Raw genomic sequence first — 23,070 nt, forward strand, 5'->3', positions numbered from 1 at the left:
TCGCCCGAGGCATCCGTGATCTCGGTCTCGAACCATTCGCGCACCGGCGCGCCGCCCTTCGCGCGCTCGCGCAGCTCCTGCGCCTTCTCGCGCGGGACCTCGAAGTGCGCGGTCAGCACGCCGCGACCGGGCTTGACGAACTCGATCTCGCCGCGCGTGTCCCACACGATGTAGTCGCGCCCGAGCTGGTGCATCACCAGCATGAAGTAATACGGGTCCGTCATCGCCGACATCGAGCCGCCGAACGCGGTCTTGACGTAATTGCGCGTGAAGACGTTGACGTGCAGTTCGACGGTCGCGCTCGTCCAGTCTTCGGCGAATCTCTTGACACGGATGCCGCTGAAGAGGTTCGGGATCCACAGGCTCATGCCGATGGCGAGACGTCGCGGGGTCATGCGCATGGCTCACAGTGTGGCGCGTCCGCAGGGCAACGCGGGAATCGGCGCACGATAGTTCTATTTGTCATAGAATAATGGCGTGCTGTTGAAAGTCGATGCGAGCAGCGACGTGCCGCTGTTCGCGCAGATCGCCGCGTCGGTGCGTGCGGATGCCGCGGCCGGCCGCGTGCGCGCGGGCGACAGGCTTCCGCCCGCGCGCGAGGTCGCCACGGCTGTCGGCGTCAACCTGCACACCGTATTGAGGGCGTACGCCGACCTGCGCGATGAAGGACTGCTCGACCTGCGCCGCGGACGCGGAGCGGTCCTCACGGATGCGGCCGCACGACTGTCCGACGTGCGCGACGAGGTGGCCGCCCTCGTGCGCACCGCCCGAGACGCCGGCCTGTCGGCCGACGCGCTCGCCTCTCTCGTGAAGGAGACCTGGAATGACGAATGACCGTGCCGCGCACGCCGTGCGCCAGTTCGTGTGGTGCGCGATCGTCGCGCCCCTCGTGCTGACGATCGTGTCTGTGGCGGTGCAGCTCGCGCTGCTGCCGCGCGTGCCCGAGACGATCGCGGTGCACTGGGACGCCGCGGGTGTCGCGAACGGCTTCGCGCCCGCGTGGGTTCAGCCACTCGCGACGGTGGCTCTGGCGCTCGGAATCCCCCTCCTCATCGCGCTGACGGCGCTCCCGGGTCTGCGACGCGGCGACCGCGGCGGGTCCTACCGGTTCATGGGCGCCCTCGCATCCGCGGTGTCGGCGCTCGCCGCGCTGCTCATGACGGGCACGCTCCTCGGACAAGTCGGCCTCACGAGCGCAGAGGACGCGCCATCCGTCGTGCCGGTCCTGATCGCCGGCTTCGGCGCCGCGATCGCGGTCGGCGTCCTCGCCTGGTTCGTGCAGCCGGCCGAGAAGCCGCTGCGTACGGAGGTCGACGGCGTGCGTCCGCTCGCTCTCGCACCGGGTGAGCGGGTCGTATGGTTCGGATCGTCCACGATCGCGCGGCCCGGGCTCATCGCGGTGACCGTCGCGTGCCTGGTGGTATCGGGCGCGGCGGTCGTGATGTGGCTGAGCGGCGATGCTGTCGCCGCGGCGATCGCCACGTCGGTGGCCGTCGTCGTCGTCGCGCTCGCGGTCACGACGACCGCGTTCCGCGTGCGGATCGACGACAGCGGCCTCACGGTGACGTCCGTCGCCGGGCTCCCGCGATTCCACGTGCCGACAGGCGACGTCGTCTCGGTCGCCGTGCGCGATGTCACCCCGATGGGCGAGTTCGGCGGGTGGGGGATGCGCTCCGCGCCCGGTCGGTTCGGCGTGGTGATGCGCACGGGACCGGGGCTCGACATCGAGCGACGCTCCGGCCGCCGGTTCGTGGTCACGATCGACGAGGACGCCGTCACCGCGGGGGCACTCCTGGCGGCGCTGACGCAGCCCGTCGGCCACCGCTGACGATCTCCTGAGCCGGGGGCGTCTTGACGGGCCGGATGCCCCTGGCGAGGCTGGCCGTGTGACCCAGCAACCCACACCCGAGACATGGCGTCGCGTCGACGCCTACTTCAGCGAGACGCTCGTCGGGCACGACGAGGCCCTCGAATCCGCCGTCGCCGACCAGAACGCGGCGGGACTCCCGGCGATCGAGGTCGCCCCCGTCAACGGCAAGTTCCTGCACCTGCTCGCGCGCATGACCGGCGCGCGCCGCGTGCTCGAGATCGGCACGCTCGGCGGCTACTCGACGATCTGGCTCGCACGCGCGGTGCCCGACGACGGCCGTGTCGTGACGATCGAGGCCGAGCCGCGCATCGCCGACGTCGCGCGCAGGAACTTCGAGCGCGCCGGCGTGGCGCACAAGGTCGACGTACGGGTCGGGAGGGGTGAGCACGTGCTGCCGACGCTCGTCGACGAGGAGCCGTTCGACTTCGTGTTCATCGACGCCGACAAGGAGTCCAACACGCTCTACCTTGACTGGGCGGCGCGCCTCGGGCACCCCGGCACCGTCGTCGTCGTCGACAACGTCGGCCGCGGGGGAGAGGTCGCGAACCCGGCGACGACCGTGTCGAACGTGATCGGGACGCAGCGCGGTCTCGAGATGCTCGGGCGCGACCCGCGCTTCGAGGCGACGGCGCTGCAGACCCTCGACGCGAAGGGCTGGGACGGCGTCGCGATCGCGATCGTCACGGCGGATGGCCGCGAATGACGGATGCCTCTGGCCGCCGCATCCGCGGTCACTAGACTCGGGGGCGGACCGACGGCGCTCCGCAGAACCACCCTCCACGAAACAAGGAGTCCCCTGTGGCACTTATCGAGGCAGTCAACGCGCGCGAGATCCTGGACTCGCGCGGCAACCCGACCGTCGAGGTGGAGGTGCTCCTCGACGACGGCATCGTGCAGCGCGCGGCCGTGCCCTCGGGCGCGTCGACGGGTGCGTTCGAGGCGTACGAGCTTCGCGACGGAGACAAGGGCCGGTACGGCGGCAAGGGCGTGCTGAAGGCCGTCGCCTCGGTCGTCGACGAGCTCGGACCCGCCGTCGAGGGCGTCGAGGCGAGCGAGCAGCGCATCGTCGACGAGATCCTCATCGAGGCCGACGGCAGCGAGAACAAGTCGCGCGCGGGCGCGAACGCGATCCTCGGCGTGTCGCTCGCGGTCGCGAAGGCCGCCGCCGACAGCGCCGACCTGCCGCTCTTCCGCTACCTGGGCGGCCCCAACGCGCACGTGCTCCCGGTGCCCCTGTTCAACGTCATCAACGGCGGCGAGCACGCCGACAACGGCATCGACTTCCAGGAGTTCTTCCTCGCGCCGATCGGCGCCGACACCTACCGCGAGTCGCTGCGCTGGGGCACCGAGGTGTACCACATCCTGAAGGGCGAGCTGAAGGCCGCAGGATTCGCGACCGGCCTGGGCGACGAGGGCGGCTTCGCGCCCGACCTCCCCAGCAACCGCGAGGGCCTCGACTTCCTCATCCAGGCGATCGAGAAGGCCGGCTTCACGCCGGGCAAGGACATCGCCGTGGGCCTCGACGTCGCCGCGACCGAGTTCTTCGACGACGGCGTGTACACGGTCGAGGGCAAGGCCTGGTCGGCCGAGCAGCTCACCGACTACTTCGCCGACCTCGTCGACAGCTACCCGATCGTCACGATCGAGGACGCGCTCGCCGAGGACGACTGGGACGCGTGGAAGGCGCTCACCGACAAGATCGGCTCGAAGGTGCAGCTCGTCGGCGACGACCTGTTCGTCACCAACCCGACGCGCCTGCAGAAGGGCATCGACCTCGGCGTCGCGAACGCCCTCCTGGTCAAGGTCAACCAGATCGGCACACTCTCCGAGACGCTCGATGCGATCGCGCTCGCGACGCAGAACGGCTACCGCTCGATGCTGTCGCACCGATCGGGCGAGACGGAGGACACGACGATCGCCGACCTCTCGGTCGCGGTCAACTGCGGTCAGATCAAGACCGGCGCGCCCGCCCGCAGTGAGCGCGTCGCGAAGTACAACCAGCTCCTGCGCATCGAGGAGGAGCTGGGCGACGCCGCCGTCTTCGCGGGCCGCTCGGCGTTCCCGCGCTTCAAGGGCTGAGCCGCCGGCATCCGTCGAGAGGGAGGGCCGCGCGGCGCATCACGTCACGCGGCCCTCCCTCCTCGCACGTCGGCGATGCCAGATTAGGAGGCATGAAGTACCTCGTTCTGATCGCCCTGACCGTGGTTCTTCCGATCGTCTTCGGAGTCTCCGAAGCGGTGAGCACGGGCGGCGACGTCATCCTGATCCTCGGCAAGTGGTGGGTGTTCTGGGGCATCGGCGCACGACTGGCCGGCGCCGGGCTCATGCAGCTGCTGAACCCCTCGTTCACGACCAAGATCCTCGGCACCGCGGAGCCGACCGGAACGGAGCTGCAGGTCGTTCGCGAGCTGGGTGCGGCGAATCTCGGAATGGGACTCGCCGGGCTTCTCGCGCTCGTGCAGGACTGGTTCGTGCCTGGTGGCCTCGCGGGCGGTGTGTTCCTGCTCATCGCCGGAATCATGCACGTCGCCAAGCGCGGCAAGGGTGCGTACGAGACGCTCGCCACGTGGACCGACCTCCTCGTCGCGGTCGTGTACGCGGTGTCGGTGGTGTGGTTCACGATCCACGCGCTGAGCTGATCCCGCGGGACCGAGGCGCCGACTCGCGACACTCGGCCCCCGGGCGGCGGACGCCGAGCGCGCTCCGCGTACGATCGAGGAGCAGCCTCGCGGGGGATCGCGGAACGTGTCGTAGGGGGGATCGTCCACTGTGAAGACGACTGCTCCGCCCTCCCGACCGACCGGGACGCGCCGTGCGCCCCGCAAGCCGGTCGACGTGCGGGGGTGGCTCGGCGGCATCCGGTTCTCCGGGTTCATGGCCATCATGCTCGGCCTCGTCGTGCTCGCCGCCTTCGTGCTCGTGCCCACCGTCGGCACGTACGTCGACCAACGGCAGCAGATCGCGGCCCTGCAGCAGGCGGTGCAGGCGACCGAAGAGGAGGTCGCCGCGCTCGAGGCGCAGCGCGACCGGTTCGACGACCCCGCCTACATCACCGCGCAGGCGCGCGAGCGGCTGTACTACGTGCGTCCGGGCGAGGTCGTGTATCTCGTCGACAACGACCTGCCCGACGAGCTTCTGCCGCGTGAACAGGAGCCCGTGAGCGACGACGTGGAGATCACGCGCACCGACTGGATGTCGCAGTTCGTGCGGACGCTCACCGAGGCGGGCATCGCGCAGACCGTCGCGCCGATCACGATCGGCGTGCCCGACACGCCCGATCCCGACGAGACGGATGCGACGCCCGCACCCTGACGGCGGTGGATAGCCGTCCTCGCCAGCGTCCGCTCAGCCCGGAACGGTACCCTGGGCGCCGTGACCACGCCGCCGTTCCCGCCTGTCGCAGACGCCGACCTCGACGTGCTCCGCGAGCAGCTCGGCCGACCCGCGCGCGGCGTCGTGGGCATCGCCGCGCGGTGCGTGTGCGGCAACCCCACGGTGGTGGCGACCGCCCCACGGCTGCCCGACGGCACGCCGTTCCCGACGTTCTACTACCTCACGCACCCGGCGGCCACGGCGGCCATGTCGGCGCTCGAGGCCGACCACGTGATGCGCGAGTTGAACGAGGAGCTCGCCGAAGACGAAGACCTGCGCGTCCGCTACCGGGCCGCGCACGAGGCGTACCTGCGCGATCGCGCGCACTTCGGCGACGTGCCCGAGATCGAGGGCATCTCGGCGGGGGGCATGCCGACGCGCGTCAAGTGCCTGCACGCGGTCGCCGGGCACGCGCTCGCTGCCGGTCCGGGGGTGAACCCCATCGGCGACCGCGCGCTCGAGCTCGCGTCTTGGTCGCCGGAGCGCTGCGTGTGCGCGACGCCCGGTCCGAACCTGGGCAGGGTCGCGTGACGCGCTCGACGCGCTCGACGCGCTCCACGGCGCGAGCGGCGGCCGCGGTCGTCGCGCTCGCGATGCTGGTCGCGCCGTCCGCGGCGGCCGGGGCGTCGACGGATGCCGCGGCATCCGTCACAGGTTCGCCCGCCGGTCTGCGCGCTGTCGCCGTGCCGACGGAGACCCCCGAGGCGGATCCCGAAGACCCGGTGCGCGCCGCGGAATACTGGCTCGACGACTACGGCATCCGCGAGGCGTGGGCGACCACGCGCGGAGCGGGTGTGCGCATCGCGATCATCGACACCGGGATCGGGCGGGGGCCGGTGGAGTTCCAGGGCGCCGTGGTCGGCGGCACGGATGTCTCGGGCGTCGGCACGGACGACGGGCGCACGCCCATCGGGGCGGTCGACGCGAGCCACGGCAGCTGGGTCGCCTCGCTCGCGGCGGGCCGGGGAACCGGCCCCGATACGGGGATGATCGGCGTCGCCCCGGAGGCCGAGCTGCTGTCGATCTCGGTCGGGTTCGGGGCATCCGCGCCCGTTCCGTTCACGGAGCAGATCGCGGAGGCCATGGTGTGGGCCGTCGACAACGGCGCCGACATCATCAACCTCTCGCTCACCACGAACACGCCCGACTGGGATCGCAGCTGGGACGACGCCTTCCTCTACGCGTACGAGAACGACGTCGTGGTCGTCGTAGCGGCGGGGAATCGGGGGAGCGGCACGACGCGTGTCGGCGCCCCGGCGACGATCCCCGGCGTGCTCACCGTCGGCGGAGTCGACCCCGCCGGCCGGGCGAGCGTCAACGCGTCCACTCAGGGCATCACGATCGGGGTGTCGGCACCCAGCGAGGATCTGCTCGGGGTATCGGCCGACGGGCGACTCGTGCAGTGGGACGGCACGAGCGGTGCGGCCCCCATCGTGGCGGGCATCGCGGCGCTCGTGCGGGCGGCGCATCCGGATCTCGACGCGGCGAACGTGATCAACCGCATCATCCGCACGGCGCGCCCGCCGGCCGGTGACCGCGACCTGCCCGACCCGCTCTACGGGTACGGGCTCGTCGACGCCGCGGCCGCCGTGTCAGCCAGTGTGCCGCGCGTGTCGGAGAACCCGATGGGCAGCCTCGAGGAGTGGATCCGGCTGTACCGGCGGGCCGAGGCGACGCCCGACCCGACGCCCACCGAGGCGGTCGTCACGGTGCCTCCGCTGCCGTCGGCGGATGAGGCGCCGCCCGAGACGTATCCGCTGCTGCCGTCGTCCGATACGCTCCTCTACGGCACCCTGCCGCTGCTGGGTGTGACTGCCGCGGGTATACTTGTTGCGCTCGGCGTCACCGCAGCTGTCCGACGCATCCGTACGGCGTCCAGGACGCCACGCCGCTGACTCAGGAGGAGTTCTCCCCACCGTGACGAACACCGTGCCAAAGATCCTCATCGTCGGTGGCGGCTACGCAGGCTTCTACACGGCGTGGAAGCTCGAGAAGCATCTCCGCAAGGGCGAGGCAGAGGTCACCATCGTCGACCCGCTGCCGTACATGACCTACCAGCCGTTCCTTCCCGAGGTCGCGGCCGGCTCGATCGAGGCCCGTCACTCGGTGGTCGCCCTGCGCCGCCACCTCAAGCGCACCAACGTGCTCGCCGCGAAGGTCACCGGCATCGAGCACGCGCGCAAGACCGCGAAGATCGCTCCGATCGCGGGCGACCCGTTCGAGTTCGAGTACGACCACATCGTCGTCACCGCCGGTGCCGTGTCGCGCACGTTCCCGATCCCGGGCATCGCCGACAACGCGATCGGCCTCAAGACGATCGAAGAGGCCGTCGCGATCCGCGACCGCCTGATGTCCAACTTCGACAAGGCGTCGGTGCTCCCTCCCGGCCCCGAGCGCGACCGCCTGCTGACGACCGTCGTCATCGGCGGCGGCTTCGCGGGCATCGAGGTGTTCGCCGAGCTCCGCTCGCTCGCCTCGGCGCTCGTGTCGAGCTACCCGCAGATCTCGTTCGAAGACACCCACTTCCACCTCGTCGAGGCCATGGGCCGCATCATGCCCGAGGTCTCGCTCAAGACGAGTGAGTGGGTGCTGAAAGATCTCGCCAAGCGCGGCGCCATGGTGCACCTCGACACGCAGGTCACGGGCGCCGTCGACGGCAACGTCGAGCTGTCGACGGGCGAGGTCATCCCGAGCGACCTCATCATCTGGACCGCCGGCGTCATGGCGAACCCGACCGTCGTGCGCGGCAGCGACCTCCCCGTCGAGGAGCGCGGCCGCATCCTGACGCGGGCCGACCTGCGCGTCGGCACCGACGAAGAGATCGTGCAGGGCGCGTGGGCGGCCGGCGACGTCTCGGCCGTGCCCGACCTCTCCGGCGGCGGGGTCGGCGGCTACTGCGTGCCGAACGCTCAGCACGCGGTGCGCCAGGCGAAGCTCCTCGCGAAGAACCTCACGGCGGTGCTCCGTGGCGAGCTGCCGCGCGAGTACTACCACAAGAACCTCGGCGCGGTGGCGGGCCTGGGCCTTTACAACGGCGTGTTCCAATCCGGCAACCTCGCGCTGAAGGGCTTCATCGCGTGGCTCGCCCACCGCGGTTACCACGGCCTCGCGATGCCCTCGTGGGAGCGCAAGTGGCGCGTGCTGTGGGGCTGGTGGAACAACCTGTGGCTCGGTCGCGACCTCGTGAACCTCTCCACGGTGCAGAACCCGCGTTATGTCTTCGAGGAGTTCGCCGCTCGCCCGCGCCCGCAGGTCGTCGCCAATCCCGCCGACGACAAGCCGGCGAAGAAGGCCGCGAAGGGCGAGAAGGTCGCCGCGTCGCGCTGAGTCGGCGCATCCGTCTCTTCCCTCATCGCGTCTGCCTGCTTCGCACTAAGGTGAGCACGTCGCCGTGATCCGGCGCGCCCCCGTAGCCCAACCGGCAGAGGCAGGCGGCTTAAACCCGCTCCAGTCTGGGTTCGAATCCCAGCGGGGGCACGCGAACACGCACCTCGAGGGACGGGAGGATCGATGACGAACGACAAGTCCACCGCTTCTGAGACGATCGCCGCCGTGGTGTCGCGCGCGGGCGGCTCCATCGACGAGCCCGGGAGTCTCGTGGACGCGACCATCCCCGCGCCAGGCGACCCGACCGGGCACGACCTGCTCGTCGAGGTGCGAGCCGTCTCAGTGAACCCGGTCGACGTCAAGCGGCGCATCGCAGGCACCGGCGGCCAGGATCGCGTCCTGGGGTGGGACGCCGCCGGCACCGTCATCGCGGTGGGCGACGAGGTCACCCTCTTCCATCCCGGAGATGAGGTCTTCTACGCGGGAAGCATCGACCGGCCCGGCTCCTACGCGCGTCGCCAGCTCGTCGATGAGCGGATCGTCGGCCACAAGCCCGCGAGCCTCGACTTCGCTCACGCCGCCGCGATGCCGCTCACCTCGCTCACCGCGTGGGAGGCCCTGTTCGACAAGCTCCGGCTGGACCGCGAGTCGACCGGGTCGATGCTCGTGCTCGGCGCCGCCGGAGGAGTGGGCTCGATCCTCATCCAGCTCGTCAAGGCGCTCACCGGCGTCCGCGTGCTCGCGACGGCATCGCGCCCGGAGTCGCGTCAATGGGTCGAGTCCCTCGGCGCCGACGTGATCCTCGATCATCACGCACCCGATTTCGAGGAACGGATCCTCGATGCCGCGCCCGGCGGCGTGGACTACGTGTTCACGGCGCAGAGCAGAGGCCGCATCCCCCTCTTCACGAAGATCGTGCGCCCGTTCGGGCAGATCGTGGCGATCGACGACGAGCGCGACCTCGACCTGTTCGCGCTGAAGGACAAGGCGATCTCGTGGCACTGGGAGCTGATGTTCGCCCGGCCGCGACACAACTGGGACCTCGTCGCGCAGCACCGCATCCTCGAGAGCATCGCCGAGCTCATCGAAGCCGGACGCATCCGCTCGACGCTCACCCGGACGCTGTCGCCGGTGAACGCCGCGAACCTGCGCGAGGCGCATCGCATCGTCGAGTCCGGAGGCGCGATAGGCAAGATCGTCTTGGCGGACTCCGCCTGAGGCGCGACACGACGGGCCCCGCTCAGTCCGGACGCGGAGCGGCCCCGTAGAGCGCGTGGTCCACGAGCCGCGGCACGAGGGTCTCGTCGAAAGGCACCTTGAGCACGAGCAGACGGTGGTAGCACGCGCCCCACAGCTGGTCGACGATCACCTCGAGGTCGGCATCCTCACGCAGCTGACCCTCGCGCTGCGCCTTCTGCAGGCGCATGCGCGCGAGTTCGCGACGCGGTCGCGCGTACAGCTCCGCCCACGCACGGGCGACCTCGGGGTCGATCTGCGCCGCGCCGATCAGCTCCGAAACCGGGGTGGCCGCGCCCTCGACGGTCATCCATCGCACGAATGCGGTCAGTTGCGCGACGAGGTCGGCGCGGATGTCTCCCGTGTCGGGAAACGTCAGCACCGGAGCGCTCTCGGCGAAGTACGCCTCCGCGGCCAGGGCGCCGGGGGAGGGCCACCACTTGTAGAGCGTGACCTTGCTCGCTCCCGACTCGCGCGCAACCCGCTCGAATGTCACCGCCCGCAGGCCCTCGTGCAGCAGCAGGCGACCTGTCGCGGCGAGCACCTCTGCGCGCACCTCGGCGGCGGGTCGGCGTCCGCGGCCCCGCCGCGGGGTCGTGCTTTCGGCGGTCATCGCGCTCCTCGCGTTCGCTCTATGTGAACGATATGTACATTTGGCCGCATCCGCAGTAATGTACTCAACGTTCATATAGTAGCGAAAGGACGAGAGACATGACGAGCACCATCGCCCGTGTCGCGATCGTGACGGGCGGCTCCGGGGGCATCGGTCGGGCATCCGCACTTCGGCTCGCCACAGACGGAGTCGCGGTCGTCGTGCACTACCACGGCAACAAGGCCCGCGCCGACGAGACCGTCGCCGCGATCAACGCGCAGGGCGGGCGAGCCATCGCCGTCGGCGGAGACATCGCCGAGGAGCACACGGCGACTGAGCTGTTCGACGCGGCGGAGCGCGAGTTCGGCGGTGTGGACGTGCTCGTCCACACCGCGGGCATCATGCCGCTGTCGCCCATCGCGCAGCTCGACCTCGACGAGTTCGATCGCATCCACCGCATCAACGTCCGCGGCACATTCGTCGTCGACAAGCTGGCTGCCCAGCGCATCCGTCCGGGCGGGGCGATCATCAACTTCTCCACGTCGATCACGCGGCTCCAGGCCCCGACCTACGGGGCGTATGCCGCGTCCAAGGGCGCCGTCGAGGCGATCGCGCTGATCCTCGCGCGCGAGCTGCACGGGCGCGACATCACCGTCAACACCGTCGCCCCCGGACCCACCGCGACGCCGCTGTTCCTCGACGGCAAGAGCCCCGAGCTCATCGAGCAGATCTCGCGCAACAACCCCTTCGAGCGGCTGGGCACACCCGAGGACGTCGCCGAGACGGTCGCATTCCTCGCCGGACCCGCCCGTTGGGTCAACGGCCAGACCATCTACGTCAACGGCGGCGCCGCGTAGCGCGGCATCCGCCAGGGAGCAGTCATGCGAACCCTCCACCACCGCCCATCGAAGCGCACGAGCATCGCGGCAGCGGCCCTCGTCGGCCTCAGCCTCACCCTCGCGGGCTGCACCGTCCCGGCATCCGAATCGCCCACCGTGCCACGGGCGCATGCGACCGCCGGGGCGGACCCGACGCCACGACCGGGCTCCATCGCGACGCTCGGCGAACCCGAGGCGCTCACGACCGGGCTCGAGGCCCCATGGGGGCTCACGTTCCTCCCCGACGGGTCCGCGCTCGTGTCGGAGCGCATCAGCGGACGGGTTCTGCGCATTCCCGCCGCCGGCGGCGAAGCCGAGCCGGTCGGCGTCGTCCCCGGCGTCGCGGTCTCGTCGGAGGGCGGCCTGCTGGGCATCGTCGCGTCGCCGGAGTTCGGCGAGGATCGCACGGTCTTCGCATCCGTCTCGGGCGTCGATGAGAACCGGATCGTCGCGGTCACGATCGCCGACGACTTCGCCTCGCTCACGGTCGACCGCGTGCTGCTCGACGGCATCCGGACCGCCGACCGGCACCACGGCGGGCGCCTCGCCATCGGCCCGGACGGCCACCTGTGGATCGGCACCGGCGACGCCTTCGAACCCGAGAACGCTGCGACCGAGGACTCCCTCAACGGCAAGATCCTGCGCATCGCGACCGACGGATCCATCCCCGCGGACAATCCGGATGCCTCGCCCATCTACTCGAGCGGCCATCGCAACGTGCAGGGACTCGCGTTCGGACCCGACGGCACCGCCTATGCGTCGGAGCTCGGTCACCGCACGTGGGACGAGGTGAACGTCCTGCAGCCGGGCGAGGACTACGGATGGCCCGAGACGGAGGGCATCGCCGGCGACACGGGCGTGCCCCCGATCGCGACGATCCATCCCGACGACGCGAGTCCTTCGGGCATGGCGTACGCCGCCGCGTCGCTGTGGATCGGAGCGCTCGGCGGCCAGCGGCTGTGGCAGCTGCCCGTCGACGGCGGCACCGCGATCGCCGATCCCGTCGAGCACTTCGTCGGCGAGTACGGGCGCATCCGCACGGTCGAGGTCGCGCCCGACGGAGCCCTGTGGCTCATCACGTCGAACACCGATCGCGCCACGTGGGGCGGCACCGACCCCCGACCCGGCGACGATCGCATCCTGCGCGTCCCCATCGAGCAGCCCGGAGCGTGACCGGGTGCCCGGGCGTCACGCCGCGCCCGGGCACCGCCGAATCGAAAACCGATGCCTCATCGCCCTAGGCTGGGGGCCATGTGCTCGCACCCGAAGCGGCAGCGATGAGGCTGGACCTGCTCTCCGCACCCGAGGCGACGCAGCCGTGGCGTGATGCGGCGGCGTACTGGCGATCGATGACGGATGCCGTCGCCGACGTCTCCGGCCCGATCGCCGCGATCAACGTGCCGGCGCTGCGCTTCAACGCGCTCGACATGGTCGTGCGCTCGGCCGGTGTGCCGATCCGCGTCGCGAGCAAGTCCGTGCGCGTGCGCGAGGTCGTCGATGCCACGCTCGATGTCCCCGGCTACCGCGGGATCCTCGCGTTCACGCTGCCCGAGGCGCTGTGGCTCGCCGAGGCGCACGACGACGTCGTGCTCGGCTACCCCACGGTCGACCGCGCCGCGATCGCCCGGTTGGCCGCCGACGAGGGCGCCGCCGCGCGCGTCACGCTCATGGTCGACGACCTCGCCCAGCTCGACCTCGTCGACGCGGTCGTCTCGCCCGAGAAGCGCCTCGAGATCCGCGTCGCGATAGAGGCGGATGCCTCGTGGCGCGCGCCCGGGCTCGGCCACATCGGTGTGCGGCGGTCGCCCCTGCACGGTCCCGCCGACGTCGCGAACCTCGCGCGCGCGATCGCCGCACGGCCGGGCTTCCGGCTCGTCGGGCTCATGATGTACGAGGCGCAGATCGCCGGACAGGGTGACGCCACAGGGTCGGGTGACGCTGTCATCCGGTGGGTGCAGCGCCGGTCCGCGCACGAGCTGCTGGAGCGTCGCGCGGCCGTCGTGGCCGCGCTGCGCGACATCGCGCCGCTGGAGTTCGTGAACGGCGGCGGGACGGGCTCGCTGGAGCTCACGGCATCCGATCAGTCCGTCACCGAGGTGACCGCCGGCAGCGGCCTGCTCGCCGGGCACCTGTTCGACGGCTACCGCGCATTCGACCCCGCGCCCGCGGCGGCGTTCGCGCTCGAGGTCGTGCGCAAGCCCGCGGCCGACATCGCGACCGTGCTCGGCGGCGGATGGATCGCCTCCGGACCGGCGCTCGCGTCGCGGCAGCCGAAGCCGGTGTGGCCCGCGGGGCTCACGACCCTGCCACGCGAGGCGGCGGGCGAGGTGCAGACGCCTTTGCAGGGCGAGGCGGCGCGCGAGCTGCGCGTCGGGGACCGAGTGTGGTTCCGGCACGCGAAGAGCGGCGAGCTCGCGGAGCGCGTCGATCGATACCTCCTCGTGGACGACGGTGCGGTCGTCGGCGAGGTTCCGACCTATCGAGGAGAGGGCAAGACGTTCCTGTGACACGACTCGGCGGTGCATGGCAGAACTGGGCGCGATCGGTGTCGATCCGTCCCCAGCGCATCGAGTTCCCGCGGACGGTGGGAGCGGTGCGGCGCGCGGTGCAGTCCGCGGCTGCGCGCGGGCTGCGCGTGAAGGCGGTCGGCTCGGGCCACAGCTTCACCGCGATCGCCGCGGCTCCGGGCGTGCTCCTCGACCTCACCGACCTCTCGGGGATCGTCGACGTCGACCGGGAGCGCTCGCGCGTCCGGCTGCTCGCGGGCACGCGCCTGCACCGGATCCCGTCGCTCCTGGCTCCGTACGGCCTCGCGATGCAGAACCTCGGCGACATCGATCGCCAGTCGATCTCGGGCGCGATCTCGACGGGCACGCACGGCACCGGAGCGCGCTTCGGCGGCATCGCGACGCAGATCGTGGGCGCCACGCTCGTGACGGCCGACGGCGAGCTGCTCACCGTCGACGAGAACGAGAACGCCGAGCTCCTCCCGGCCGTCGCCCTCGGGCTCGGCGCGCTCGGGGTGCTCGTCGACGTGACGATCCAATGCGTGCCCGCCTTCGTGCTGCACGCGGTCGAGCGGCCGGAGCCCCTGGCCGACGTGCTCGACTCGCTCGACGACCGGGCCGAGGCATCCGATCACTTCGAGTTCTACTGGTTCCCGCACACCGAGCGGGCCATGACCAAGACCAACACGCGTCTGCCCGAGAGCGCGCCGCGGCATCCGCTCTCGCCCGTCGGCAAGTGGGTCGACGACACGCTCGTCGGGAGCGCTCTGCACCAGGTCGCGTGCAGTGTGGCGCGGATGCTGCCCGCCACCGTGCCCGCGATCAACGGAACGTCCGTGAAGGTGTGGGGCGACCGCGAGTTCACCGACCTTTCGCACCGTGTGTTCGCGACGAGTCGCACCGTGCGGTTCCGCGAGATGGAGTACGCGCTTCCGGCGGAGAACGTCCGGCCCGCGTTCGATGCGATGCGCACGCTCATCGACGAGCGCGGATGGCGCATCTCGTTCCCCGTCGAGGTGCGGTTCGCCGCCGCCGACCAGCTCTGGATGTCGACGGCGCACGGTCGCAAGACCGGCTACATCGCGGTGCACCGGTACTGGCGCGAAGACCCCTCGGAGTACTTCGAGGCGGTCGAGGAGATCATGGTCGCCCACGGAGGTCGCCCGCACTGGGGCAAGATGCACACGCTCGACGCGGCCGCGCTGCGCGAGCGCTACCCGCGCTTCGAGGACTTCACGGGCCTGCGCGACCGGCTGGACCCGAATCGCATGTTCCAGAACGCGTACCTCGAGCGCGTGCTCGGTGAGTAACGACTGGGAGTAACGGCCCGGGCCCGGTGGGGCAGGGGGCACGCCGCTAGGATGACGGTGATACGAACGGAGTCACAGGTATGTGGGAATGGCTGATCCCGGTTCTCATCGTGGTCGCACTCGTCGTCATCGTCGGAATCTACCTGTGGGCGACCTACAACTCGCTCGTGCAGCTGAACGTCCGGGTCGACGAGGCATGGAGCGACATCACGGTCCAGCTCAAGCGAAGGGCGGACCTGCTCCCGAACCTCATCGAGGCGGTCAAGGGCTACGCGGCGCATGAGAAGGCGGTCTTCGAGAACGTCACGCGAGCGCGCGCCGAGACGCTGAGCGCGTCCGGACCGGCCGAGGCGGGAGTCGCCGAAGGCCACATGCAGCAGGCGCTGAAGTCGCTGTTCGCCGTGGCTGAGGCCTACCCGCAACTGCAGGCCAGCCAGAACTTCCTTCAGCTTCAGCAGGCGATCGTCGACACCGAAGACAAGATCCAGGCATCGCGTCGGTTCTACAACGGCGGCGTGCGCGAGCTGAACACGAAGATCAAGGTCTTCCCGAACAACATGTTCGCGCGCAACCTCGGCTTCCACGAGCGGGAGTTCTTCGAGGTGGTCGACGGCGCCGCCATCTCGGAGCCGCCGCGCGTCCAGTTCTGACGCGTGTACTCCGCGATAGCCCGCAACAAGCGGAACACGTGGTTCATCCTCATCGCGTTCATCCTGCTGCTGGGCGCGATCGGCCTGCTCGCGGGCTGGCTGATGAACAACAACTGGTGGGTGACCGCGTTCGTCCTGATCTTCGCCGCGGGTTACGCCGCGTTCCAGTACTTCTTCGCCGACCGTGAGGCGATCGCGATGTCGGGCGCGGTCGAGGTGGGCCGCGAGGACGCACCGCGCTACTACCGGCTCGTCGAGAACCTGTGCATCGCGACCGGCACGCCGATGCCGAAGCTGTACGTCGTCGACGATCCGGCGCCCAACGCGTTCGCGATGGGGCGCAAGCCCGAAGAGGCGTCCATCACGGTGACCACCGGCCTCTTCGAGCTCATGACCGACCGCGAGCTCGAGGGCGTCCTCGCGCATGAGCTGGGGCACATCCGCAACTACGACATCCGGGTCTCGCTCATCGTCTTCGGCCTCGTCGTGGCGGTCGGCATCCTCGCCGACATCTTCCTGCGCGTCGCGTTCTTCGGCGGCGGCCGCCGGGGCGGCAACAACCAGGCGCAGATCATCTTCCTGCTGTTCGGCGTGGTCGCGGCGATCGTGGCGCCGCTGCTGGCGGGGGTGGTGCAGGCGGCGATCTCGCGACAGCGCGAGTACCTCGCGGACGCCACGAGCGCCCTCACCACGCGTGACCCCGATGGGCTCGCATCGGCGCTGGCGAAGCTCGAGCAGTACGGTCGTCCGCTGCGGAAGGCCAACACCTCGATGGCCCACCTGTGGATCTCGGACCCGTTGCGACCCGGCGCGCTGTCGCGCCTCTTCGCGACGCATCCGCCGATTCCGCAGCGGATCGAGCGGCTGCACACCATGGGCGGTCGCTTCTGAGCCCTTCGGTCGCGTCGCATGTCCGCGCTAGGGTCGCGGGATGACTCATCGCCTGTCGCGTGACGAAGCCCGCCGCATCGCGATCCGGGCCCAGCTGCTGACGGCCGAGCGGCCCGCGGGGATCGTCGAGACGATCGACGCACTGACCGTCGTCAACATCGAGCCCACGGCGGCGATCGCGCCGAGCGCGGATCACATCCTGTGGAGCCGGCTCGGGTGGCCGTACGACCCCGCAGACCTGGCGCGGCTCGTCGAGGAGGATCGCGCGATCTTCGAGTGGGGCGGCTTCTATCGCACCATGGCAGATCTGCCCCTTCTCCTCCCCGAGATGCGCAAGCGCCCGCAGTCGCGCGAAGCGCGCGAGTGGCTCGCGGCGAACGACCGGTTCCGCCGCGACATCCTCGACCGGCTGCGTGCAGACGGTCCGCTGCGTCCGGCCGACATCCCCGACACGGCGCAGGTCTCGTGGCGTTCGTCGGGTTGGACCAACAACCGCAACACGCTCCAGATGCTCGAGATGCTCGTCCTGCGCGGCGAGGTCGCGATCTCGGGGCGCGACGCGAAGGGGCGACTGTTCGACCTGGCCGAGCGCGTGTACCCCGCCGATGTGCCCGAGCTGTCCGACGAAGACGCGGCACGCGAGCGCGCGGAGCGCCGCCTCGGGTCGCTCGGCATCGCACGAGCGCGCAGCGTGAGCCAGCCCGTCGAGCCGATCGACGTCGGCACGGTCGGCGAAGAGGCCGTCATCGACGGCATCGACGGCCGCTGGCGCCTCGACCCCGCGGCGCTCGAAGGGCTCGACGACGTCGCGCCGCGCACCGCGCTCCTGTCGCCGTTCGATCGGCTCGTGTTCGACCGCAAGCGGCTCGAGGAGCTGTTCGCCTACGAGTACCTGCTCGAGATGTACAAACCCGCCGCCAAGCGGCGGTGGGGGTACTTCGCGCTCCCGATCCTGCACGGAGACCGGTTCGTCGGAAAGCTCGACGCGAAGGCCGACCGCAAGGCGGGCGTGCTGCGCGTCAACGCGATCCACGAAGACGAGCCCTTCACGGCCGAGATCGCCGACGGGGTGCAGGCCGAGATCCGCGACCTCGCGCGGTGGCTCGGACTCGAGGTGCAGGGCGTCGCCGTCGCGTGATCAGCCGACGGCGAGCACCATCTCGTCGCCCTCGAACGACACCGTGCCGCGCAGCGCCCAGTCATCGGCGCGGTAGGTGAACGACGCCGTCGCTCCGTCGCGCGCCGTTCCGGTCGCGGTGGCGACGATCACACCCCCCGTCGCATCGAACGCTGTCGCGTCGGGGGAGAGCGCGAGCTGCGGCATCCGCTCTATGCGGAACGCGATCGAGTCGAGGGTCGCGAGATCCGCGGCCCACGGCACGCGCAGCCCGCAGTTGGCGGGCACCGTGTCGGCGGGTTCGGCGCACGCCCGCGCGTACTCCTCGAGCTGCGCCTGCGCGTGCTCGATCGCCTGAGGCGATACGGATGCCTCGACCACCGCGTCCGCGGTGGCACCCGGCAGCACGACGGCGGTCGCCTCGCCTTCGAGCAGCCCGCGTGGGGCGGGCGCGACCGCGTACTGCGCGGGGAGCAGCGGGAAAGGCTCGCCCGCCGGGACGACGACGTCGCCGACGGCGATCGAGTCCCCGATCGTCGTCGTGGCCACGAGCGCGCCGAGGGCGTCGGGGTCGATCCGCCAGCCGTCCGGAGTCTCGACGAGCCCGAACGCGGCATCGACGGACTCACCCGCGAGCTGGAAGCTCACCTCGGCGCGCGCGGCGCCGTCGTCCGCCGTCACGCTCTCGATCGCCGCGTCTCCGATCGTCGCGGTCGCCGCGTCGTAGGCGATGGCGATGTCGGCCGCATCCGCCGGAGGATCGACGACGAGTTCCGTCGCCCGCGCGCCGTCACCCGCCTCGAGGGCTGCGAGGAAGTCGCGTGCGACATCCTCCGGTCCGGCAGGACCCGTTGGCCGCGCGAGCAGCCACCAGAGTGCCGCGCCTGCGGCGACGGCGACGACTGCGCCGGCGGCGATGCCGATGACGGCTCCTCGTCTCACGCCTCAACGGTAGCGGTCGGCTCATCGGGTGAGAGAGGCACAGGCTCGCGCGGACCGGCCTCATGGCGCGCAGCCTCGGGAAGCACCCCCGCGAGGTCGTCGGTCGCGTCGCCCCACCGCGAGACCGAGATGGACTCGAGGCCCTGCCACCGCGCCGCGGCACGCAGCTCGTCGGCGAGGCGCTCGGCAGCGTGGTCGGGTGCGCCGTGCTCCCACCACGCCGACTGCACGAGCAGGGTCGACGCGGCGCGGTCGGCCTTCAGATCGACGCGGCCCACGAGGTCGTCGCCCACGAGCACCGGCAGCGAGTAGTAGCCGTACCGCCGCTTCTGCGCCGGCGTGTAGATCTCGATGCGGTACTCGAAGTCGAAGAGGCGCTCCGCGCGATCGCGGAACCACACCACCGGATCGAACGGTGTGAGGATCGCCGTCGCGTCGACGCGGCGCGGGATCGTCGCATCGCGGTGGAGCCACGCCTTCGCCGGTCGCCCCGCCGTCGTCCACCCCTCGACCGTCACGGGCGTCAGCTCGCCCGCGTCCGCGAGGTCGCGGATCGAGGCGACCACGCGAGGACGGTCGCGTATGCGCCAGTAGTCGGCGATGTCGGATGCCGTGGCGACCCCGTACGCGCGTGCGGCGCGCCGCACGAGCTCGCGGATCGCGTCGTCGCGCGGTACGGACGCCTCCAGCGCGGCATGAGGCAGCACGTCGGCGGCGAGGCCGTACGTGCGCTCGAAACCCCGGCGGCCGGCGATCGCGACCTCGCCGAACATCCACAGGTGCTCGAGCGCCTCCTTGACGACGTCCCAGTCCCACCACGGCCCGCGCGCCTCGCGCTTTGCGTCACGGTCGATCTGGGCGGGACGCAGCGGCCCCCGCGCGGCGAGCTCGGAGCGGACCCACTCGACCGTCTCGCGATTGCGCGCGAACCACGTGTCCTCACCTCCGTACTTCGCGCGCAAGTCCTCCATGCGGAACCGGAAGAGTCCCCAGTCCTCTGCGGGGATGAACGCCGCGACGTGGGCCAAGTACTCGACGTACGGAGCGCGGCGGGAGAACAGGAGCCGGTCGAGCGCCTTCTGGTCGTACGGGCCGAGGCGCGAGAACAGCGGAAGGTAGTGCGACCGCGCGAAGACGTTGACGGAGTCGATCTGCAGCGTGTGCATCCGTCGCAGCGTCGTGTTGAGCTGGCGCGTGCCGGGCGCCTCGGGACGCGCACGTGCGAAGCCCTGCGCGGCGAGGGCGATGCGACGCGCCTCGGAGGCGCTCAGGGAGCCGTTCACCCGCGTCAGCCTAGACCCCGGCTCCGACACGGCCTGGGGCGTCTCGCGCACCGGAGACGCGCCCGCGCGCCCGTAGACTGGCGGGATGAGCGGCCCAGACGAAAAGGCCCGCGGAGGGATCTTCGACGCGATCCGCGACCGCAGCCGGGTGGTTTCCACAGAGCTGTCGCCGACCATTCCCCGCGGGCTCCGCATCGCGACCGCGTACTCCTGGCGCTTCCTCGTCGTCGCCGCGGCGATCGGCGTGGGCATCTGGCTCGTGATCCAGCTGCGGCTCCTTGTCGTGCCGCTGCTCATCGCGATCCTCGTGACGGCCCTCCTGTGGCCGGCGTTCTCGTGGATGCTGCGCCACCGCGTGCCGAAATGGCTTGCGATCGTCATCGCGGTCGTCGGAACGCTCGCGGTCGTCACCGGCCTGCTGTGGCTGGCCGTGTGGCAGATCACGCGACAATGGTCCGACGTGCAGACGCGCACGGTCGAGGCGATCGAGCAGCTCCGGCAATACCTCATCGACGGGCCGCTGCATCTGACGGCCGAGCAGATCGACGACCTCCTCGCCCAGGCGGGCGCGCTCATCCAGCAGCAGGCCGAGCTGCTGTGGTCGGGCGCCCTCGCCATCGGCTCGACGGTCGGGCACGTGGCCACCGGCACCCTGCTCGCCCTGTTCATCCTGCTGACCCTCCTCGCCGATGGTCCGGGCATCTGGCGGTGGACGCTGCGGCTCTTCCCCCAGAAGGCCCGCCCGGCGGCCGACGCATCCGCGCGCGCAGGCTGGGTCACCGTTGTCAACTACGCGCGCACGCAGCTGCTCGTCGCGACCATCGACGCGGTCGGCATCGGGCTCGGGGCGTTCCTGCTGGGCGTCCCGCTCGCGATCCCGATCGGCGTGCTCGTGTTCCTCGGTGCGTTCGTGCCGATCGTCGGTGCGGTCGTGACCGGAGCGCTCGCGGTGTTCCTCGCCCTCGTCTACAACGGGCCCTGGATCGCGCTGTGGATGCTCGTCGTGGTGCTCGGTGTCCAGCAGCTCGAAGGCCACGTGCTGCAGCCCCTGCTCATGGGATCCGCGGTCAAGGTGCATCCGCTCGCCGTCGTCCTCGTGGTCGCCGGCGGTGCACTCATCGCGGGCATCCCCGGGGCGCTGTTCGCGGTGCCGCTCGCGGCGTTCATCAACGTCGTCGCCGTCAGCCTCTCTCGCCGGACGTGGCAGACCGGCGAGAGACCACCGCCGGCGGATCTCATCTGGAGCACGGTCCCACGTACGAGGAGGAAGCCCGCTTGACCACGCCCACCCTGGCGGAGTTCGAGGACGCCGCCGCATCGCTGGCGGGCGTCGTCTCGCACACGCCGCTGGACGCATCCCTCCACCTGACCGAGCTCATGGGTGTGCCCGTCCACCTCAAGCTCGAGAACCTGCAGCGCACCGGCTCGTTCAAGATCCGCGGCGCGATGTACCGGCTGTCGCGCCTGACCCCCGAGGAGCGGGCGCGCGGCGTCGTCGCCGCATCCGCCGGCAACCATGCGCAGGGCGTCGCGTTCGCGGCTCAGGCACTCGGCATCCCCGCGACGATCTTCATGCCGCTCGGCGTGCCGGTTCCCAAGCTCCTCGCGACACGCGGCTACGGGGCGGACGTCGTGCTCGAGGGCACGGCGGTCGAGACCCCGCTGCGGCTCGCGGCGGAGTTCGCGGAGCGCACGGGCGCGATGCTCATCCCCCCGTTCGACCATCGCGACATCATCGTGGGGCAGGGCACGCTCGCGCTGGAGATCATGGACGACGTCCCCGACGTCGAGACGATCGTCGTGAGCGTCGGGGGAGGCGGACTCATCGCGGGCGTCGCCGCGGCGGCGAAGGCGCGCGCCACGGCATCCGGAAGATCCGTGCGGATCATCGGGGTGCAGGCCGAGAACTCGGCCGCCTACCCGCCGTCGCTCGCGGCGGGCGAGCCGGTCCTGGTCGAGACGACGCCGACGATCGCCGACGGCATCGCGGTCGCGCGGCCGGGCGACATCCCGTTCGAGATCATCCGCGAGCTCGTCGACGACATCGTCACGGTGAGCGACGACGACATCGCGCGGGCGATCGTGACGCTCCTCGAGCGCGCGAAGCAGGTCGTCGAGCCGGCGGGGGCCGCGGGCGTCGCGGGGATCCTCTCGGGCAGGATCGAGGCGTCCGGGCCGACGGTCGCGATTCTCTCGGGCGGCAACATCGACCCCCTGCTGCTGCAGCGCGTCGTGGCGCACGGGCTCGCGGCATCCGGTCGGTATATGACGCTGCGGATCCCGCTGCCCGACCGGCCCGGTCAGCTCGCGCGGGTGTCGGAGCTGCTCGCCCTCGCCGGCGCGAACGTGATCGAGGTGCTGCACACGCGCCACGGCCAGGGACTGCAGATCAGCGAGGTGATCCTGCAGCTCAGCGTCGAGACGCGCGGTGAAGAGCACCGCGCGCACGTCATCGCCGTGCTCGAGGAGGCCGGCTTCACCCCGACCGTGGTGCCCGACTAGGACGCGGAAGGCCGACGCCGCACGAGCGGCGCCGGCCTTTCGATGTCACTGGCCCGCGTAGGTCTCGACCTTGACGATCTCGACCGAGATCTCGCGGCCGTTGGGAGCCGTGTAGGAGGTCTTGTCACCCTCCTTGAGGCCGATGATGGCCGCGCCGAGGGGCGATGCCTCGCTGTAGACGTCGAGCTCGGAGCCCGAGGCGATCTCGCGGTTGCCGAGGAGGAACACCTCTTCGCCGCCCGCGACGACAGCCGTCACGACGGTGCCGGGCTCGACGATGCCCTTGGACTCGGGCGCGTCGCCGACCTTGGCGTTCTTGAGGAGCTGCTGGAGGGTGCGGATGCGCGCCTCCTGCTTGCCCTGCTCGTCCTTCGCGGCGTGGTAGCCGCCGTTCTCCTTCAGGTCGCCCTCTTCGCGAGCGGCCTCGATGCGCTTGGCGATCTCTTCGCGGCCGACGGTCGACAGGTGCTCGAGCTCGGCGGCGAGGCGGTCGTAAGCATCCTGGGTGAGGAACGTCACCGGTGCGTCAGTGGACACGTCGGTCTCCTTCGTTCGGGGGGTGACGTCGATAAGCCAAACGCCCCGGCTCACGG

At 70.9% G+C, this 23,070-nt stretch carries 24 protein-coding genes and 1 tRNA gene; 20 read left to right on the forward strand and 5 right to left on the reverse strand.

Annotated features, from left to right (window positions below; genetic code table 11):
• The coding region (locus tag VFF97_RS00005) for a DUF4442 domain-containing protein (RefSeq protein ID WP_325031437.1) at positions 1-401 on the reverse strand (401 nt) is incomplete at its 3' end.
• Positions 402-477: 76 nt separating this feature from the next.
• On the opposite strand from VFF97_RS00005, the gene VFF97_RS00010 reads away from it, so the two are divergent.
• The 11 genes from VFF97_RS00010 (at position 478) to VFF97_RS00060 (ending at position 9,787) form a co-directional block, all read left to right on the forward strand.
• Positions 478-834, forward strand: coding sequence for a GntR family transcriptional regulator (locus VFF97_RS00010; protein WP_325031438.1), 357 nt, complete (start codon positions 478-480; stop codon positions 832-834).
• A complete protein-coding gene (locus tag VFF97_RS00015) occupies positions 824-1,828 on the forward strand; it encodes a DUF1648 domain-containing protein (RefSeq protein ID WP_325031439.1) in 1,005 nt (334 codons plus the stop codon). The genes VFF97_RS00010 and VFF97_RS00015 overlap by 11 nt, the downstream gene beginning before the upstream one ends.
• Positions 1,829-1,886: 58 nt before the next feature.
• Positions 1,887-2,573: an O-methyltransferase gene (locus VFF97_RS00020; RefSeq protein WP_325031440.1), complete on the forward strand. Its 687-nt coding sequence runs from the start codon at positions 1,887-1,889 to the stop codon at positions 2,571-2,573.
• A gap of 95 nt (positions 2,574-2,668) precedes the next feature.
• Positions 2,669-3,949, forward strand: a complete 1,281-nt coding sequence (gene eno, locus VFF97_RS00025) for a phosphopyruvate hydratase (protein WP_325031441.1) — start codon at positions 2,669-2,671, stop codon at positions 3,947-3,949.
• 92 nt (positions 3,950-4,041) lie between these two features.
• Positions 4,042-4,509: a DUF6790 family protein gene (locus VFF97_RS00030; protein WP_325031442.1), complete on the forward strand. Its 468-nt coding sequence runs from the start codon at positions 4,042-4,044 to the stop codon at positions 4,507-4,509.
• A gap of 130 nt (positions 4,510-4,639) precedes the next feature.
• Positions 4,640-5,182, forward strand: a complete 543-nt coding sequence (locus VFF97_RS00035) for a septum formation initiator family protein (protein WP_325031443.1) — start codon at positions 4,640-4,642, stop codon at positions 5,180-5,182.
• Positions 5,183-5,242: 60 nt separating this feature from the next.
• Positions 5,243-5,773, forward strand: coding sequence for a DUF501 domain-containing protein (locus tag VFF97_RS00040; RefSeq protein WP_325031444.1), 531 nt, complete (start codon positions 5,243-5,245; stop codon positions 5,771-5,773).
• 62 nt (positions 5,774-5,835) lie between these two features.
• Positions 5,836-7,137 carry a S8 family peptidase gene (locus tag VFF97_RS00045; RefSeq protein WP_325031459.1) on the forward strand — a complete coding sequence of 434 codons (1,302 nt, stop codon included), beginning with the start codon at positions 5,836-5,838 and terminating at the stop codon, positions 7,135-7,137.
• Between the two features lie 34 nt (positions 7,138-7,171).
• Entirely contained in the window at positions 7,172-8,569 is a 1,398-nt protein-coding gene (locus VFF97_RS00050; protein ID WP_325031460.1) for an NAD(P)/FAD-dependent oxidoreductase, read from the forward strand.
• A 76-nt stretch (positions 8,570-8,645) separates the two neighbouring features.
• Positions 8,646-8,719: transfer RNA gene (locus tag VFF97_RS00055), tRNA-Leu, on the forward strand.
• Between the two features lie 33 nt (positions 8,720-8,752).
• The gene (locus VFF97_RS00060; RefSeq protein ID WP_325031445.1) at positions 8,753-9,787 is read left to right on the forward strand and encodes a zinc-binding alcohol dehydrogenase family protein; all 1,035 of its coding nucleotides are present in this window, start codon (positions 8,753-8,755) and stop codon (positions 9,785-9,787) included.
• 22 nt (positions 9,788-9,809) lie between these two features.
• Here VFF97_RS00060 and VFF97_RS00065 read toward each other — a convergent pair whose 3' ends face one another.
• A complete protein-coding gene (locus tag VFF97_RS00065; RefSeq protein WP_325031446.1) occupies positions 9,810-10,418 on the reverse strand; it encodes a TetR/AcrR family transcriptional regulator in 609 nt (202 codons plus the stop codon).
• 98 nt (positions 10,419-10,516) lie between these two features.
• On the opposite strand from VFF97_RS00065, the gene VFF97_RS00070 reads away from it, so the two are divergent.
• From VFF97_RS00070 to VFF97_RS00100, 7 genes are all read left to right on the forward strand, one after another.
• Positions 10,517-11,254, forward strand: a complete 738-nt coding sequence (locus VFF97_RS00070; RefSeq protein ID WP_325031447.1) for an SDR family oxidoreductase — start codon at positions 10,517-10,519, stop codon at positions 11,252-11,254.
• 24 nt (positions 11,255-11,278) lie between these two features.
• Positions 11,279-12,448, forward strand: coding sequence for a PQQ-dependent sugar dehydrogenase (locus VFF97_RS00075; RefSeq protein WP_325031448.1), 1,170 nt, complete (start codon positions 11,279-11,281; stop codon positions 12,446-12,448).
• Between the two features lie 104 nt (positions 12,449-12,552).
• Positions 12,553-13,782, forward strand: a complete 1,230-nt coding sequence (locus VFF97_RS00080) for an alanine racemase (RefSeq protein WP_325031449.1) — start codon at positions 12,553-12,555, stop codon at positions 13,780-13,782.
• The gene (locus tag VFF97_RS00085; protein ID WP_325031450.1) at positions 13,779-15,092 is read left to right on the forward strand and encodes a D-arabinono-1,4-lactone oxidase; all 1,314 of its coding nucleotides are present in this window, start codon (positions 13,779-13,781) and stop codon (positions 15,090-15,092) included. Before VFF97_RS00080 ends, VFF97_RS00085 begins: the two co-directional genes overlap by 4 nt.
• 80 nt (positions 15,093-15,172) lie before the next feature.
• Positions 15,173-15,742, forward strand: coding sequence for a LemA family protein (locus VFF97_RS00090; protein WP_325031451.1), 570 nt, complete (start codon positions 15,173-15,175; stop codon positions 15,740-15,742).
• A gap of 3 nt (positions 15,743-15,745) precedes the next feature.
• Positions 15,746-16,633, forward strand: coding sequence for a M48 family metallopeptidase (locus tag VFF97_RS00095; protein WP_325031452.1), 888 nt, complete (start codon positions 15,746-15,748; stop codon positions 16,631-16,633).
• 40 nt (positions 16,634-16,673) lie between these two features.
• Positions 16,674-17,771, forward strand: coding sequence for a DNA glycosylase AlkZ-like family protein (locus VFF97_RS00100; protein WP_325031453.1), 1,098 nt, complete (start codon positions 16,674-16,676; stop codon positions 17,769-17,771).
• Here the strand turns inward: VFF97_RS00100 and VFF97_RS00105 are convergent, their stop codons facing one another.
• Together VFF97_RS00105 and VFF97_RS00110 are read right to left on the reverse strand one after the other, a co-directional pair.
• On the reverse strand, positions 17,772-18,692 hold the full coding sequence (locus VFF97_RS00105; RefSeq protein ID WP_325031454.1) for a hypothetical protein: 921 nt from the start codon (positions 18,690-18,692) through the stop codon (positions 17,772-17,774).
• Positions 18,689-19,975, reverse strand: coding sequence for a winged helix-turn-helix domain-containing protein (locus tag VFF97_RS00110; protein WP_325031455.1), 1,287 nt, complete (start codon positions 19,973-19,975; stop codon positions 18,689-18,691). The genes VFF97_RS00105 and VFF97_RS00110 overlap by 4 nt, the downstream gene beginning before the upstream one ends.
• A gap of 85 nt (positions 19,976-20,060) precedes the next feature.
• Here VFF97_RS00110 and VFF97_RS00115 point away from each other — a divergent pair, with 85 nt between their 5' ends.
• Entirely contained in the window at positions 20,061-21,254 is a 1,194-nt protein-coding gene (locus tag VFF97_RS00115) for an AI-2E family transporter (protein WP_325031456.1), read from the forward strand.
• Positions 21,251-22,477 (forward strand): threonine ammonia-lyase, encoded by a 1,227-nt coding sequence (ilvA, locus tag VFF97_RS00120; protein ID WP_325031457.1) that lies wholly within the window; start codon positions 21,251-21,253, stop codon positions 22,475-22,477. Before VFF97_RS00115 ends, ilvA begins: the two co-directional genes overlap by 4 nt.
• Positions 22,478-22,522: 45 nt before the next feature.
• On the opposite strand, the gene greA is transcribed toward ilvA, so the two are convergent.
• Entirely contained in the window at positions 22,523-23,014 is a 492-nt protein-coding gene (greA, locus tag VFF97_RS00125) for a transcription elongation factor GreA (protein WP_325031458.1), read from the reverse strand.
• Between the last annotated feature and the right edge of the window lie 56 nt (positions 23,015-23,070).

It is taken from the genome of Microbacterium sp. (assembly GCF_035687345.1).
In the GTDB taxonomy this organism is placed as follows: Bacteria; Actinomycetota; Actinomycetes; order Actinomycetales; family Microbacteriaceae; genus Microbacterium.